Source organism: Actinomadura chibensis NBRC 106107, from assembly GCF_001552135.1.
In the GTDB taxonomy this organism is placed as follows: Bacteria; Actinomycetota; Actinomycetes; order Streptosporangiales; family Streptosporangiaceae; genus Spirillospora; species Spirillospora chibensis.
Map to the genome: position 1 here is coordinate 1 of NZ_BCQP01000100.1, position 16,183 is coordinate 16,183.

The following is a 16,183-nucleotide window of genomic DNA, read 5'->3' on the forward strand; positions in this document are numbered from 1 at the left end:
GGCCTGCGCCGGGCCCCGATCCCCGTCCTGGTCGTCACGGGACTGTGCGCGGTCGGGTACAAGGCGGTCGGGTTCGAGGTCCCCGCGGTCGCGTACCTGTTCGCGGTGTACACGGCCGTCCGGGCGGGGCACCGGACCGTCACGCTGGCGGTGAGCGCGGCCCTGCTGGCGGCGCTGCCGATCGCGGCGCTGGCGCCGTCCGGGGACCGGCCGCTGAGCGACGCCTTCGCGCAGGCGCAGGGTGTCCTGGAGCTGGCCTGGCTCGCCGCCGCGGGCGCCGCCGGGGAGGCGCTGCGGCAGGCGGAGCTGCGGGCGGACGAGGCCGAGCGCACCCGCGAGGAGGCCGCCCGGCTGCGCGCGACGCAGGAGCGGCTGCACATCGCGCGGGAGCTGCACGACTCGCTCACCCACCAGATCTCGATCATCAAGGTGCAGGCGGGGGTCGCCGTCCACCTGGCCCGCAAGCGGGGCGAGCCGGTGCCGGAGGTGCTGCTCGCGATCCAGGAGGCGGGCCGCGAGGCGACGCGGGAGCTGCGCGCGACGCTGGAGACGCTGCGCGACGACGAGCGGTCGCCGTCGCACGGGCTCGACCACGTCCCCGAGCTGGTGGAGAAGGCGCGGGGGATCGGCCTGGAGACGACGCTGACCATCGAGGGCCAGCGGCAGGAGGTACCGGTCGCGGTCGACCAGACGGCGTACCGGATCGTCCAGGAGTCGCTGACCAACACGGCGCGGCACGCGGCCGCCGCCACGGCGTCCATCCGGATCGACTACCGGCCGGGGACGCTCGCCATCCGCGTCGACGACGACGGCAAGGCGACGCCGGGTGTCGCGCCGGTTCCGGGCGTCGGGCTGCTCGGCATGCGCGAGCGCGTCACGGCGCTCGGCGGACGGCTGAGCGCGGAGCCGCGCAGCGAGGGCGGGTTCAGCGTGCGGGCCGAGTTCCCGGTGGGCGAGCTGTCGTGATCCGCGTCCTGCTGTGCGACGACCAGCCGCTGATCAGGGGCGGGTTCCGGGCCCTGCTGAACGCCGAGGACGACATCGACGTCGTCGCCGAGGCCGGGGACGGGCGGGAGGGCCTGGCGCTCATCAGGGAACACCTGCCCGACATCGCGCTCATCGACATCCAGATGCCCGTCATGGACGGAATCGAGACGACCCGGCGCATCGCCGCCGACCCCGACCTCGCCGGGGTCCACGTCGTCATCCTGACCAATTACGGGTTCGACGAATACGTCTTCAACGCGCTGCGGGCCGGGGCCGCCGGATTCCTCGTCAAGGACATCGAGCCGGACGACCTGCTGCATTCCGTCCGCGTCGCCGCGCGCGGGGACGCGCTGCTCGCGCCGTCCATCACCCGGATGCTGATCAGCCGGTACGTCGCGCAGCCCCTCAACCCCGGGGTCGGGGAGGGGCTGAAGGAACTGACGAACCGGGAGCGCGAGGCCGTGCTGCTGGCCGCGCAGGGGCTGTCGAACGACGAGATCGCCGACCGGATGGTGATCAGCCCGTTCACGGCGAAGACGCACATCAACCGGGCGATGGCGAAGCTCCAGGCCCGCGACCGGGCCCAGCTCGTCGTCCTCGCGTACGAGTCCGGGCTGGTGGCCCCCCGGAGTCAATGACGCCGAGGGGCCACCGGCCTCAGACTCCCGCTGTTTCCTCGACCTTGCGGATGGGGGACGGCTTCGGCGCCCGCCGTCCGGGCATCCACCAGTTGGCCCTGCCGCACATCTCCATCACGGCCGGGACGAGCACCATCCGGACGATGGTCGCGTCGATGAGCACGGCGACCGCCATGCCGAGCCCGATCTGCTTCACCGCCACGTCCGGGCCGAGCAGGGACGTCGTGAAGACGGCGACCATGATGGCGGCCGCCGCGGTGATGACCTTGGCGGTCCGCGCCAGGCCGCGGGTGACGGCCGTCCGGGTGTCGCCGGACCGCTCGTACTCCTCGCGGATCCGCGAGACGAGGAACACCTCGTAGTCCATCGACAGGCCGAACAGCAGCGCGAACATCAGCATCGGGACCCAGCTCGCGATCGGCGTCTCGACCGGGAAGCCGAGCGCCTTCCCGAGCCAGCCCCACTGGACGATCGCCACCAGCACCCCGTACGCGGCGCCGATCGACAGCAGGTTCAGCACGGCCGCCTGCACCGCGATCGTCACCGACCGGACGAGCGCGACGAGCAGCACCAGCGACAGCGCGACCACGACCGCGATCATCAGCGGCAGCCGCGCGCCGATGTCGGCGGAGAAGTCGATCGCGACGGCGTTCGGGCCGCCGAGCCGGACGTCCGCGCCGCCGGGCGCGCGGGGCAGGACGTCGTCGCGGAGGTGGTGGACCAGTTCGGGAGTCGCCTCGTCCTGGAAGCCGGTCGCGGGGAACGCCATGAAGATCGCTGCCTGCCCGTCCTGGCTGATCCGGGGCGGGGTGACGGAGGCGACGCCCTTCGTCGCGCGGACCGCCTCGACGACCGGGCCCAGGTCGGTCCGCGCCCCCCGCTCGGTCGCGAAGATCAGCGGCGCGCCGTAGCCCGGCCCGAAGCCCTCCGAGACGATCGCGTGCGAGGTGTAGCTGCTCCGGTCGCGGGGCTGGACGCTCGCGTCCGGCAGGCTCAGCCGCATCGACAGCAGGGGCGCGGCGAGCGCCAGCAGGCCCGCGCCCGCGAGCGCCGCCGCGATCAGCGGACGGCGCTGCACGACCCCGGCCCAGCGCTCGGCCGGGGTGCGCCGCTCCCGCGCCGGGGCGCGCCCGCTCCGCCCGCTCCGGCGCGGCAGCCGCAGCGCGTTGATCCGGTGGCCGGTGAAGCCGAGGAAGGCGGGCAGCAGGGTCACCGCGGCGGCCATCGTCACGAGCACGGTCAGCGCGGCGGCGACGGCGACGCCGGTGATCAGCCGCTGGCCGACGACCGTCAGGCCGAGCAGGGCGATCATGACGGTCGTCCCGGCGAACAGGACGGCGTGCCCGGCGGTCGTGATCGCCCTGACGGTCGCCCGCTCGGGGCCGTCGCCGTCCTGGAGGGCCTCCTTGTAGCGGGTCACGATGAACAGGGCGTAGTCGATGCCGACGCCGAGCCCGATCAGCGCGGCGACGATCACGGTGAAGTCCGGCGCGGGCATGACGTATCCGACCAGCCTGATCGCGGCGATGCCCCCGAGGATCGCCATCAGCGCGGTCACGATCGGCAGGCCCATCGCCACGAGCGAGCCGAAGGCGACGAACAGGATCACGGCGGCGGCGAGCACGCCGACGCCCTCGGCCGGGCCCTGCCCCGGGGTCTCGGCCTTCTCCGCCATCTCCCCGCCGAGGCCGAGCGCGACGCCGTCCCCCGAAGCGTCCTTCACCGCGTCCACCAGCGGTTCGACGTCGGACTTCGGCGGCTCCTTCACGGTCAGCGGGATCGTCGTGCGGGCGATGCGCCGATCGGCCGTGACCAGGCTCCCGTCCTGGTACGGCGACGTCACCGGGCCCGTCACGGGCGAGTCGGCCAGTTCGGCGAGGACCCGCTCGACCTTTCGCCGGACGGCCGGGTCGTCGATCCCCCGGTCCGCCTTGACGGCGAGGGTCAGCGTGTCACCCTGCTGCTCGGGGAAATGCCGTTCGACGATCCGCTGCGCCTTCGCCGATCCGGAGTCGCCGCCGGAGAAATCGTTGTCGTAGGCCGCGCCATAGCCGAACCCGGCGAACGCCACCGCGAGCACGCCGGCGACCCAGGCCAGGACGACCAGGCGGCGGCGCCGGAAACAGAACCGGGCCAGTCTCGCCAGAACCCCGTCCGGAGGCGGATTCTCGGTTGGCATCATCGTTCTCCTTGAAGTCTTTTGAGCCTCCCTCCAATGCTTGTGTTTCGGCCGTTCCGCGGCGTCGTGCAGGAAAAGGCACTATTCCGCCCGTGCTACCGCGTCCGCGGTACTCCGCCCGCGGTAGCCGGACCGCCCATGGATGATCTTTGCCCCGCCCGGACGGCCCGGTGACCCGCGCGGGGGTAGGCCGATCTCGCGACGGCGGATCGGCGCTCGGGGAGGCTCGTCTTGCGGAAGCACGGTCGATCGAAGGGGCTGGTCGCCGGGGGGACGGCCCTGCTGGTCGCCGCCGCGTCGCCCGTTCCCGGCGTCCCCGCGCAGCGGCGGACGATCGCCGACTGCGCGAACGTCAGCGTGGATCCGCCGCGCGTTCCCGACGGCCCGGTCGTGCCGCTGCGGCTGGACGGGAACTCCCTGACCGTCGAGCAGGCGTTCCGCGTCCTCACGGCGCCGCGCCTGCGGGTGAGCCTCGCCGCCGCCGCGACCCGCACGATGAGCGGGTACCGCCGCGACGCGGTCGCCCTGGTCACCCGGCGGTCGCCGCCCCCGCCGCGCGTCTACGGGTGGAACCAGGCGCTGGGGCCGCTGAAGGACCGTCCGATCACCCCGGCGGAGTCCAAGGAGTTCCAGAAGCGGGTGCTGGCGTCGCACGGTGTCGCGACCGAGCCCGTCCTGCCGGGACGGATCGCGCGGCTGGCGCTGGTGATCCGCGCCAACCAGATGGCGCGCGGGCACATGGGCGTGCGCCCCGAGCTGCCCGGCAAGTTCCTCGAACTGGTCAACAAGGGCGTCACGCCGGTGCTGCCGCAGGTCGGGTCGCTCGGGTCGGGGGACCTCCAGCCGATGGCGGTCGCCGGGCAGGTCGCGACGGGCACCGGCGGCTGCGCGAGCTGGGTGCGGCCCGGCGGCCCGACCCGCGTCGGCCGCGCCGCCGACATCCTCCGGGCCGCCGGGATCGCCCCGGCCGAACTGGAGATGGGCGAGGCGCTGCCGATCATGAGCGGCAGCACGGTCGTCGCCGCGTCCGCGGTGGCGGCGCTGCACCGGGCGCGGGCGCAGGCCGACCATGCCGAGGGCGCGTTCGCCCTGTTCATGGAGGCGCTGCGGGCCGAGGCCGGGTCGCTCGACCCGCGCACGCACGACGAGCGGCGGATCCCCGAGGAGCGGGCGGTCGCCGCCCGGCTGCGGCGGCTCGTGCGCGGCAGCGAGTTCATGACGGACCGGACGCGCGTGCGCTTCAACCCGGAGGACTCGCACCGCGTCCAGGACGCGGTCTCGGTGCGGGCCGCGCCGCACATCCTGGCGTCGCTGCGGCGGAACATGGACCACGTCGGGAAGGTCCTCGCACCGGAGATGAACGCGTCCACGTCCAATCCGCTGGTGTTCCGCGAAGCGGGCGGCGGGGTGGAGTTCGTGATGGGCGGGAACTGGGACGGCGCCGTTCTCGGCCATTCCCTGGATGCGCTCAACGCCGGGCTCGTCGACGCCGGGGTGCTGTCGCAGGAACTGTCGGCGCGGCTGCTGTCCAGCAGATGAAGTTACGGGCTGCCCGCCAATCTGGCGGGCGGCAAGGTGGGGCTGAACTCGGGAATGGTCCAGCTCCAGACGGTCGCGACGGCGCTGGTCCCGGAGATGCAGGCGCGGGCGTTCCCGTCCGGGACGCTTTCGCGTCCCGCGAAGGACGGGCAGGAAGACCACAACACGATGGCGAACGCGTCGGCCCGCAACCTGCGCGAGAACCAGGTCCGCCTCGACACGGTGCTCGCGGTGCAGTACCTCATGAGCGCGCAGGGCGTCGACCTCGTCGTCCGCGGCATCAGGGACAGAGCGGCGCCGCCGCGCCTCGGCGCCGGGACGCGGCGTATCCAGGACGTCATCCGCCGGGCGATCGCCGAACTGCGCGATGACCGGAACCTCACTCCCGACCTGGAGAGAATGGTCCGCATGGTGAACGGGCAGGCGGGCGAGGGGCTGCTGTCGGCCGTCCGGGGCCGCGCCGACTGACCCGGGCGCGTCGTCCGTTATCGGCCCCTATCGCGCGGGGTGATTTGCGGGGCGTGTCCTTATGCTCGGACGCGTGGCTCATCACCGGAATTTCCGGCCCCGCGCGCACCCGCCCGCCGCCGACCGGCAGAGCCCGCCGTTATGGAAAAGGCTGAAGGTCCGGCTGTTCACGCTCGGCGGCATGGCGTTCGCCGCGCTCATGACGCTCGTCCTGCTCCCCGTCGCGAAGGACGTGCTCTCCGACAAGGCGCAGCGCGCGACCGCCGAGCCCGCGATGTGGGTGAGCGCGGCGTCCAAGGCCCCGGAGTCCGGGTGCATGGCGCTGCGGGACCCGCTCGGCGTGCGGGACCGGGCGGCGATCCGGCTGGACTCCGACGTCGCGGGCGTCACGCGGCGGCTCGGCGGCGTCTGGGTCGGTGAGCTGCCGATCGACCTCAGCCTGCGCGGCGGCAGCGGCCAGGCCACCGTCACCGGAATCGAGATCCGGCCCCGGGAGAAGGCGCGCCCGGCGGCGTCCGCCGCCGTGCTGTGCCATTCCTCGGCGGGCACGCCGCCCGTCGCCCAGCTGACCGCGAACCTCGACGCGGCGCCGCCCATCGTGAAGATCGGCGGGAAGCGGTACGGGGACGGCTCCGTCATCACCCTCGCCCAGGGGGAGCAGGCCCCCGCGCACCTCGTGGCCTCGATAACCCGGGGATATCTGGAATTCGACATCGTCGTCCGGTTCGCGCACAAGGACAAGGCGGCGGAGACGCTGGTGGTGTACGACGGCGACCCGAAGCTCAAGCGTCCATTCCGGGTGACGGGGGCCGCGCCCCGCTACCGGTCGATTTTCATCCGGGGTTCCGGATACGACGAGGCTCCGGCGCGGGCGGCCTGCCGTTTCCTGCCGTTGAAGAGCTGCTGACGTGTCCGCCCACGGCCGGAGGCGAATCACCCGGGCCATTCTCGTCGCCGTTCTGGTCTTATCCGGGGCGGTTGTGTTCTCCTCCGATGCCGGGCCGCAGGACGCCGCGGACCGGCCGTGGGCGAGGCGCGCCCTTCCGGACCTCCTGACGCCCGTGTGGACGGCCACCGTCTCCAACCTCGACGTGGCGCTCTCCAGAGGGGATTTCTTCGCCCGGCCGGAGGCGTCGTTCACCCCGGCGGCCGCCGTCCTGCCGGGCCTGACGAACATCGAGGTCCGCGACCCGGTGACCGGGCGGACGCTGCACGACATCCCGGTCGGCGAACGGGTCGGCGACGTCGCGATCGCGGACGGCGTGATCGTGGCGCAGACGCGTCCGGAGAGCGAAAGGGGCCTCTCCTACCGCACGCTCCGCGCGTACGACCTTTCCTCCGGCCGGCGGCTCTGGGCGGAGACCATGTATTCGCACCGGATCGTGGAGACCGGCAGGTACGGCTCCGCCGGCGCCACCGCGGTCACCTCCCGCGGCGTCGTCTTCACCGGGGTCACCGGCGAGATGATCGGGCTCGACCTGAGGACCGGCGCCATGCGCTGGTGGAGTTCCAGGATCTGCGCGAACGGCACCCTTTCCGCCACCGAGAGGATGGTCGTCGCGGCGTGTGAGAAAGGCCCGCTCCTGATGGTGGACCCCGCGAACGGACGGGTCTACCGCGCCGAGGTCCCCGGGACCGTGCGGGACGTGGCGACGACGCCCGACGCCGTCGGCGTCGAATGGACGACCGCCGATCTGACCGCGCGGACGCTCCCCGACCCGATTCCGAACACGACGCTGGTCGTCTCCGAATCGCGCCGCATCCTCGGACGCTTCGACGGGACGCCCGGGCACCTCGTCCAGGTGCTGGGCGGGCAGGCGATCTTCGAGGGCGACGGCGAGGTGCGGGCCGTCAGCCTGGCGAGCGGCGCCGAGCTGTGGCGGCGGAAGGAGGAGGTGCGGGCCGCGCTCGGCGGGCGCGCGGTGGGGGCCGAGGTCGGCGCGTCCACCACCGCCGACGGGCTGGTGCTGCTCAACGGCGACCTCGACGGCGCCTCGCCGGGGACGACGAGCCTCCTCGATCCGTCCGGACGGGCCACGCCGCCGCTGCCGTGGCCGGTGGCCGGTCAGTTCGCGGGCGCCGTTCCGGGATACGTCTTCCTCGTCTCCCACGCGTCGCAGCAGTACCAGTACACCGCGCTGCGGCTCGACCGCGCACGGCCGCCCGTCCCGCGCCTCGGCACCGCGCGGCCCGCCGACTGGCCCGACCCCTGCCGCCTGCTCACCGCCGGGCAACTCGCCACGCTCGGCCGCGGATACGTCCCCTTTCCCGCGAAGCGCTCGCCCTTCACCGAACGGCTGCGCCTGCCCTATGCCGAGCAATGCGATTTCGCGGGCCCGCATCCCTTCTCGCTTCAGGTCGGCTGGGTCGCCCCTGACCAGGCGGGCGCCGAAGCGCTGGTGCAGAGCCTCCTGCCCGGGCCCGCGCGCGCGTGGCAGGCCGGACCGGGCGGCTACCAGTACCTCGGCGAGTCCACCGGCGCCGATCCCGTCGCCGACCGCGCGCTGGTCGCCCGGGGCCGGTCCGTCGTCGCCGTCTTCGCGCCCACCCGGACCGATCTGCCCGCGAAGATCGCACGGCTCCTCCAGGCGGACCGTCCACCGGACCCGGCGGGCGCGCTCGACCGGGCCGCCGTGGAGAGGACCGTGCGCGACCACGGCTTCACCGCCGTGATCCAGATGTCGCCGCCCATCCCCGGGCCGCTGCGCGCCGTCTACGCCGACTGCGGCCCGCTGTGCGGCCAGGTGTTCCTCTTCCAGGGCGGCCGCCTGGTCGGCGCGCCGCCCGGGGAATCCGCCGAACGCCCCTACTACCAGGACGTTCAGATCGTCCGGCAGGACGGGAACACGGTGCGGCTCGCCGTGGCCGTCGTCCCGCCCAGAGCCCCCTGCTGCCAGGTCCCGCACACCCTGATCGACCTACGGATGTCGGACGGCAGACTCATGTACCGCACCGAGCCGGGCCCCTGGCGCCCGGCCCCCACCGCTCCGAACCGCCGCCGCCTGCCCGGCGACATGCGGGGCTAGGAGATGAGGCCGTGGGCGCGGGCCTGGTCGAGGGCCTGTTCGGCCTCGCGGGTGTCGAGCATTTCCAGGCCGCGGACGGCCCAGAACTGGAGGGACTCGTCCATGTCCTCCAGTTGTTCGCGGAAGAGGCCGAGCGCCTTTTCCGAGCGGGCCTCGGCTATCAGTTCCAGCAGCCAGCAGCGCAGGACGGGGTCGTCCGTTTCGGCGTTGAATTCCGCCATCAGTTCGTCGACGTAGGCGTCGGCGTGCTCGCGGAGGAAGTCGAAGGCGTCCTCGCGGGTCCCCGGGTCCTTCTCCCGCATCCGCTGCATGGCCTGGTCGAAACGGCGCCGCGACATGGCGCCGACCCTAGCAGCGGGCCGGGCCGGTGGCCGCTGACCAGCCGGTATCGCCCATGATGGAGCAATCCGGACACATAACGGAGGTGCTCATGGCAGAGGACACGGCCTACGACGTCGCCGCCGTCCGCGCGCGGTTCCCGGCGCTGGAGGGCGGGTCCGCGCACTTCGACGGGCCGGGCGGCACCCAGACGCCGTTGCCCGTCATCGAGGCGATCGCGGGCGCGCTGTCCCGGCCGCTGTCGAACCGGGGGGACGTCACGCCGGGGGAGCGCAACGCCGAGACGATCGTCGCCGAGGCTCGCCGGGCCCTCGCGGACCTGCTCGGCGCGCACCCGTCCGGGATCGTCTTCGGACGCAGCGCCACCCAGCTCACCTACGACTTCTCCCGGACGCTCGCGAAGACCTGGGCGGCGGGCGACGAGGTCGTCGTGACGCGGCTCGACCACGACTCCAACGTCCGGCCGTGGATCCAGGCGGCGGAGGCCGCCGGCGCCGTCGTGCGGTGGGCCGACTTCGAGCCGGAGAGCGGCGAACTGCCGGTCGACGCCGTCCGCGCCGTGCTCTCGGACCGGACGCGCCTCGTCGCCGTCACCGCCGCGTCCAACCTGATCGGCACCCGCCCGGCGATCGCCGACATCGCGCGGGCGGCGCACGACGCCGGGGCGCTCCTCTACGTGGACGGCGTCCATTACACCGCGCACGTCTCCGTCGCCGTCGAGGCGCTCGGCGCGGACTTCTTCACCTGTTCCCCCTACAAATTCCTCGGCCCGCACATGGGGGTGCTGGCCGGGCGTCCCGATCTCCTGGAGACGTTGGCGCCGGACAAGCTGCTGCCGTCCACGAACGCCGTCCCCGAGCGGTTCGAGTTCGGCACGCTGCCCTACGAGCTGCTGGCCGGGGCGACCGCCGCCGTCGACTTCCTCGCCGGGCTCGGCCCGCGGGACGGGGCCGCCCGCCGCGACCGCCTCGTGTCCGCGTTCGCGGCGCTGGAGCGGCACGAGGACGGGCTCCGCCGGACGATCGAGGAAGGGCTGAGCGCGTTCGACCAGGTCACCGTCCATTCGCGGGCGGCCGAGCGGACGCCGACGCTGCTGCTGACCATCGACGGACGCGACACGGCCGACGCCCACCGGTTCCTCGCCGAGCGCGGCGTGGACGCGCCGTCCGGGTCGTTCTACGCGCTGGAGGCGTCCCGGCGGCTCGGCCTCGGGGACGCCGGAGGGCTCCGCGTCGGCCTCGCCCCCTACAACGACGCCGCCGACGTCGACCGTCTGCTGACCAACCTGGAGGCGTTCTTGCGCCGGGCTTGAGCACCCCCTAATCCGGGCTGGAGGGCATAGGGGTTTTGCACGAATCCCACAACTGGAGCCGCCAAGCGTGCGATATCAGCGACATGGCTAAGCGAGCCGTTAGACGGAAGGCTGAGCATGGTCGGGGCCGGAGTGCTCCGGCGGCCCATGTCGCTTCACGGGAAGGCTCGGTCGGGTGTTCAGTCGTGTCGCCATCGTCAACCGTGGTGAGGCCGCCATGCGGCTCATCCACGCCGTGCGGGACATCGCCGCGGAGCGCGGGACACGGATCGAGACCGTCGCCCTGCACACCGACGTGGACCGGACGGCCACGTTCGTCCGGGAGGCGGACCTGTCCTACGACCTCGGGCCCGCGTCCGCCCGCCCGTACCTCGACCTGGCCGTGCTGGAGCGCGCGCTGGTCGAGAGCGGCGCGGACGCCGCCTGGGTCGGCTGGGGGTTCGTCGCGGAGGACCCGGCGTTCGCCGAGCTGTGCGACCGCATCGGCGTGACCTTCGTCGGCCCGAGCGCGGACGCGATGCGCCGGCTCGGCGACAAGATCGGCGCGAAGCTGATCGCCGAGGAGGTCGGCGTGCCGGTCGCGCCGTGGAGCCGCGGCGCGGTCGAGTCGCTGGACGCCGCCAAGCGCGCCGCCGCCGACATCGGCTACCCGCTGATGCTGAAGGCCACGGCGGGCGGCGGCGGGCGCGGCATCCGCAAGGTCACCAGCGAGGCCGAGCTGACCGACGCCTACGAGCGCACCAGCCAGGAGGCGCTGCGCTCGTTCGGCAGCGGCGTCGTGTTCCTGGAGCGGCTCGTCACCGGCGCCCGGCACGTCGAGGTCCAGGTGATCGCGGACGGCGAGGGCACCGCGTGGGCGCTCGGCGTCCGCGACTGCTCGATCCAGCGGCGCAACCAGAAGGTCATCGAGGAGTCGGCGTCGCCGGTGCTCGAACCGGAGCAGGCGGCGGAGCTGAAGGCGTCCGCCGAGCGGCTCGCCGTCGCGGTCGGCTACCGGGGCGCGGCGACCGTCGAGTTCCTCTACCACCCGGGCGAGCGGCTGTTCGCGTTCCTTGAGGTGAACACCCGGCTTCAGGTCGAGCACCCGATCACCGAGTCCACCACCGGGTTCGACCTGGTCAAGGCCCAGTTGCACGTCGCGTCCGGCGGGCGCCTGGAAGGCGCGCCGCCGGTCGAGCGCGGCCACGCGATCGAGGCGCGGCTGAACGCCGAGGACCCGGACCGCGACTTCGCGCCGTCGCCGGGCCGCATCGCCCGGCTCGACCTGCCCGCCGGGCCCGGCATCCGGGTCGACACCGGCGTCCGCGAGGGCGACACCATCCCCGCCGACTTCGACTCGATGATCGCGAAGATCATCGCCTACGGCCGGGACCGGGACGAGGCGCTCGGCCGCCTCCGCCGCGCGATGGCCCAGACCACGGTGATCATCGAGGGCGGCGCGACCAACAAGAGCTTCGTGCTCGACCTGCTCGACCAGCCCGAGGTGATCGACGCGACCGCCGACACCGGGTGGATCGACCGCGTCCGCGCCGAGGGGCGGCTCGTCTCGCACCGGCACTCCGCCGTCGCGCTCGCCGCCGCCGCCATCGAGGCGTACGAGGAGGAAGAGGGCGTCGAACGGCGGCGGCTGCTGTCGACCGCGTTCGGCGGCCGCCCGCAGGTCCAGCACGAGGGCGGACGCCCGCTCGACCTCAAGCTGCGCGGCGTCTCCTACCGGCTGCGCGTCGCGCGGGTCGGCGCGCACCGCTTCCGCGTCGCCGTCGAGGCGGGCGGGACGATCCGCACCGCCGTCGTCGAACTCGACCGGTTCGACCGGCACACCGGGCAGATCGTCGTGAACGGCTCCCGCTACCGGGTGCTGACCGGCACGCACGGCCCGATCCACCTGGTCGAGGTGGACGGCGTGACCCACCGCGTCAGCCGGGACGAGGGCGGCGTCGTCCGCTCGCCCGCGCCCGCGCTGGTCGTCGCGACGCCGGTGAAGGTCGGCGCCGAGGTCGAGGCGGGCGCGCCCGTCCTCGTCCTGGAGAGCATGAAGATGGAGACCGTGCTGCGGGCCCCGTTCAAGGCGCGGCTGAAGGAGTGCGTCGTCGCCGTCGGCAGCCAGGTCGAGACCGGCGCGGCGCTGCTGCGCCTCGAACCGCTCGCCGACGAGGCCGAGGAGGCGGACGACGGCCCGGCCACCGGCCCCGTCGAGCTGGACCTGCCCGCCGAGGCGGAGACCGTCCACCCCGGCGAGCGCATCGCGCGCGGCCAGCAGGACCTACGCAGCCTCCTGCTCGGCTTCGACGTCGACCCGCACGACGAGCGCCGCGTCCTGGACGACTACCTCGCCGCCCGCCGCGCCGCCGCCGTGGACGGGCACCGCCCGCTCGCCGCCGAACTCGACCTCGTGGACGTGTTCACCGACCTCGCCGAGCTGAGCCGCAACCGCCCGGCGGGCGGCGGCGACGGCACCGACGGCGGGAACGGGCACGTCCACAGCGCCCGCGAGTACTTCCACACCTACCTGCAGAGCCTCGACGTCGACCGGGCCGGGCTCCCGGACGCGTTCCAGGACAAGCTCGCGAAGGCGCTCGGCCACTACGGCGTCACCGGGCTCGACCGGACGCCCGAGCTGGAGGGCGCGGTCTTCCGGATCTTCCTCGCGCAGCAGCGCGCGTCCGTCGACGCGGCGGCCGTCGCGACCCTGCTGCGCGACTGGCTGCGCGAACCGCCGCCGGACCCGGACCTGCACGGCCACGCCAACCGCGTGCTCGACCGGCTGGTCGCGGCGACGCAGGTGCGCTTCCCGGTGGTCGCCGACCTCGCCCGCGGGGTGGTGTTCGCATGGTTCGCGCAGCCGCTGCTGCGCCGCGCCCGCGCCCGCGTGTACGCCGACGTCCGGCGGCACCTGCGGCACCTGGACGAGCACCCGGACGCCCCGGACCGCGCCGAGCGCATCGCCGAGATGGTCCGCAGCACCGAGCCGCTGGTGCGGGTCCTCGGGCAGCGGCTGCTCCGCGACGACCGCGACAACTCGGTCATGCTGGAGGTGCTGACCCGGCGCTACTACGGCAACAAGGGGCTCACCCGCGTCCGGACGAGCGAGGTCGCGGGCTGCCGGTTCGTCGTCGCCGAGCGCGAGGGCTCGTCGGTCGTGTCGGCGGCGGTGAGCTTCGACGCCCTCGACGGCGCGCTGCGCGGCCTCGCCGGGCTCGTCCGCGACGGCGACGACGTGGACGCCGACATCTACCTCTCCTGGGAGAACCAGCCGGAGGACTTCGACGCCATGGCGGCGGCGCTGCACGAGGCGCTGAACGCGCGCCCGCTGCCCGAGCGCGTCCGCCGGATCACCGCGACCGTCGCGGGCAGCGGCGGCGCGCTGATGCACCACCACTTCACGTTCCGCCCGTCGACCACCGGGATGGCGGAGGAGCGGCTGATCCGCGGCCTGCACCCCTACATCGCGCAGCGGATGAAGATGGAGCGGCTCAGCAAGTTCGACCTCACCCGGCTCCCGTCCTCGGACGAGGAGGTCTACCTCTTCCAGTGCGTCGCGCGGGAGAACCCGGCCGACGAGCGGCTCGTCGCGTTCGCGCAGGTCCGCAACCTCACCGAGCTGCGCGACGAGGACGGGCGGCTGATCGCGCTGCCGACCGCCGAGGACATGATCGCCACCTGCCTCGACTCGATCCGGCGCGCCCGGCAGAGCCGGTCGGCGAAGAAGCGGTTCGACACCAACCGGATCGTCATCTACGTCTGGCCGCCGAGCGGCATCACCCGCGCCGAGCTGGAGACGATCACCGGCCGGCTGCTGCCGATGGTCCCGGGCGCCGGGCTTGAGGAGATCATGCTCATCGCGCGGCAGCGGCACCCCGGCACCGGCGTGCTGCACAAGATCGCCGCGCGGTTCTCCTTCGACGCGACCGGCGGCGCGAAGCTGACCGTCGGCGAGCCGCCGGACGACCTGATCGAGCCCGTCGACGGCTACCGGCAGAAGGTGCTGAGCGCGGCCAGCCGCAACACCGTCTACCCCTACGAGCTGACCGGCATGCTCGGCGAGTTCGTCGAACACGACCTCGACGAGGAGAACGTCCTCGTGCCGGTCGACCGGCCGAAGGGGCGCAACACCGCCGCGATCGTCGCGGGCGTCGTCACGACGAGGACGCGGCGGCACAAGGAGGGCGTCACCCGCGTCGTGCTGCTCGGCGACCCGACGAAGGCGCTCGGCGCGCTGTCGGAGCCGGAGTGCCGCCGCGTGATCGCCGCGCTCGACCTGGCCGAGCGGATGCGGGTGCCGGTCGAGTGGTACGCGCTGTCCGCCGGGGCCCGGATCTCGATGGAGTCCGGCACCGAGAACATGGACTGGGTGGCCGCCGCGCTCAAGCGGATCGTCGAGTTCACCCAGGACGGCGGCGAGATCAACGTCGTGGTCGCGGGCATCAACGTCGGCGCGCAGCCGTACTGGAACGCCGAGGCGACGATGCTGATGCACACCAAGGGCGTCCTCGTGATGACGCCCGACTCGGCGATGGTGCTCACCGGCAAGCAGGCGCTCGACTTCTCCGGCGGCGTGTCCGCCGAGGACAACTTCGGCATCGGCGGCTACGACCGCGTCATGGGCCCGAACGGGCAGGCGCAGTACTGGGCGCCGAACCTCCCCGCCGCGCGGGACGTCCTCATGGCGCACTACGACCACACCTACGTCGCGCCCGGCGAGGACGCGCCGCGCCGCGTGAAGACGACCGACCCCGTCGACCGGGACGTGTCGGTCTTCCCGCACACCGTGGAGGGCAGCGACTTCGCCACGGTCGGCGAGATCTTCTCCGCCGACGCCAACCCGGACCGCAAGAAGCCGTTCGACATCCGCACGGTGATGCGGGCGCTGTCCGACCAGGACCACCCGGTGCTGGAGCGCTGGGCGGGCATGGCCGACGCGGACACGGCGGTCGTGCAGGACGTCCACCTCGGCGGCATGCCGGTGTGCCTGCTCGGCATCGAGTCGCGGGCGGTGCCGCGGCGCGGCTTCCCGCCCACCGACGGCCCCGACTCCTACACGGCCGGGACGCTGTTCCCGCAGTCGTCCAAGAAGGCGGCGCGGGCGATCAACGCGGCGAGCGGGAACCGGCCGCTGGTGGTGCTCGCGAACCTGTCCGGCTTCGACGGCTCGCCGGAGTCGATGCGCAAGCTGCAACTGGAGTACGGCGCGGAGATCGGCCGCGCGATCGTGAACTTCCGCGGCCCGATCGTGTTCTGCGTGATCTCCCGGTACCACGGCGGCGCGTTCGTCGTGTTCTCCAAGGCGCTGAACCCGAACATGACCGTGCTGGCGCTGGAGGGGTCGTTCGCGTCGGTGCTCGGCGGCGCGCCCGCGGCGGCGGCCGTGTTCTCCCGCGACGTCGACGCGCGGGCCGCGAACGACCCGCGCGTCCGCGACCTGGAGGGGCGGCTCGCCGCCGCGTCCGGGGCCGACCGGGCCGCGCTGTCGGCGGAGCTGGACGAGCTGCGCGCGTCGGTCCGGGCGGAGAAGCTCGGCGAGGTCGCCGCGGAGTTCGACCGGGTCCACGACATCCGGCGGGCGGTCGAGGTCGGGTCGGTCGACGCCGTCGTGCGCGCCGCCGAGCTGCGGCCGCGGATCATCGAGTCGATCGAGGCGCGGCTGCGCTGACGCGGCCGGCGCCCCGTCCCGCGTCCCATGGGATCCCATGGGACG

The 16,183-nt window shown here is 73.6% G+C and carries 8 protein-coding genes and 1 pseudogene; 7 read left to right on the plus strand and 2 right to left on the minus strand.

Annotated elements, in window-relative coordinates:
* Nucleotides 1-966 (plus strand): sensor histidine kinase (locus ACH01S_RS40875; RefSeq protein WP_067905569.1); only part of this gene is annotated, 966 nt, incomplete at its 5' end.
* Nucleotides 963-1,625, plus strand: a complete 663-nt coding sequence (locus ACH01S_RS40880; protein ID WP_067905571.1) for a response regulator — start codon at nt 963-965, stop codon at nt 1,623-1,625. The genes ACH01S_RS40875 and ACH01S_RS40880, both read left to right, overlap by 4 nt.
* 19 nt (nt 1,626-1,644) lie before the next feature.
* Here the strand turns inward: ACH01S_RS40880 and ACH01S_RS40885 are convergent, their stop codons facing one another.
* Nucleotides 1,645-3,807, minus strand: coding sequence for an MMPL family transporter (locus tag ACH01S_RS40885; protein ID WP_067905573.1), 2,163 nt, complete (start codon nt 3,805-3,807; stop codon nt 1,645-1,647).
* 387 nt (nt 3,808-4,194) lie between these two features.
* On the opposite strand from ACH01S_RS40885, the pseudogene ACH01S_RS40890 reads away from it, so the two are divergent.
* The 3 genes and pseudogenes from ACH01S_RS40890 (at nt 4,195) to ACH01S_RS40905 (ending at nt 8,837) form a co-directional block, all read left to right on the plus strand.
* Nucleotides 4,195-5,811 (plus strand): annotated as a pseudogene (locus ACH01S_RS40890) (aromatic amino acid lyase).
* 73 nt (nt 5,812-5,884) lie between these two features.
* Nucleotides 5,885-6,718: a hypothetical protein gene (locus tag ACH01S_RS40900; RefSeq protein ID WP_148344293.1), complete on the plus strand. Its 834-nt coding sequence runs from the start codon at nt 5,885-5,887 to the stop codon at nt 6,716-6,718.
* A 73-nt stretch (nt 6,719-6,791) separates the two neighbouring features.
* On the plus strand, nt 6,792-8,837 hold the full coding sequence (locus ACH01S_RS40905) for an outer membrane protein assembly factor BamB family protein (protein ID WP_067905581.1): 2,046 nt from the start codon (nt 6,792-6,794) through the stop codon (nt 8,835-8,837).
* On the opposite strand, the gene ACH01S_RS40910 is transcribed toward ACH01S_RS40905, so the two are convergent.
* Entirely contained in the window at nt 8,834-9,175 is a 342-nt protein-coding gene (locus ACH01S_RS40910) for a HEAT repeat domain-containing protein (protein WP_067905583.1), read from the minus strand. The genes ACH01S_RS40905 and ACH01S_RS40910 overlap by 4 nt on opposite strands.
* 92 nt (nt 9,176-9,267) lie before the next feature.
* Between ACH01S_RS40910 and ACH01S_RS40915 the strand changes: the two genes are divergently transcribed.
* Together ACH01S_RS40915 and ACH01S_RS40920 are read left to right on the plus strand one after the other, a co-directional pair.
* The gene (locus ACH01S_RS40915; RefSeq protein WP_067905584.1) at nt 9,268-10,488 is read left to right on the plus strand and encodes a cysteine desulfurase-like protein; all 1,221 of its coding nucleotides are present in this window, start codon (nt 9,268-9,270) and stop codon (nt 10,486-10,488) included.
* 175 nt (nt 10,489-10,663) lie between these two features.
* Nucleotides 10,664-16,138, plus strand: a complete 5,475-nt coding sequence (locus ACH01S_RS40920; protein WP_067905586.1) for an ATP-binding protein — start codon at nt 10,664-10,666, stop codon at nt 16,136-16,138.
* The last annotated feature ends 45 nt before the right edge of the window (nt 16,139-16,183 follow it).

Coding starts and splice junctions, on each gene's coding strand:
- ACH01S_RS40910 (WP_067905583.1), bottom strand. CDS start 9,175: ATGTCGCGGCGCCGTTTCGACCAGGCCATGCAGCGGATGCGGGAGAAG.
- ACH01S_RS40885 (WP_067905573.1), bottom strand. CDS start 3,807: ATGATGCCAACCGAGAATCCGCCTCCGGACGGGGTTCTGGCGAGACTG.
- ACH01S_RS40915 (WP_067905584.1), top strand. CDS start 9,268: ATGGCAGAGGACACGGCCTACGACGTCGCCGCCGTCCGCGCGCGGTTC.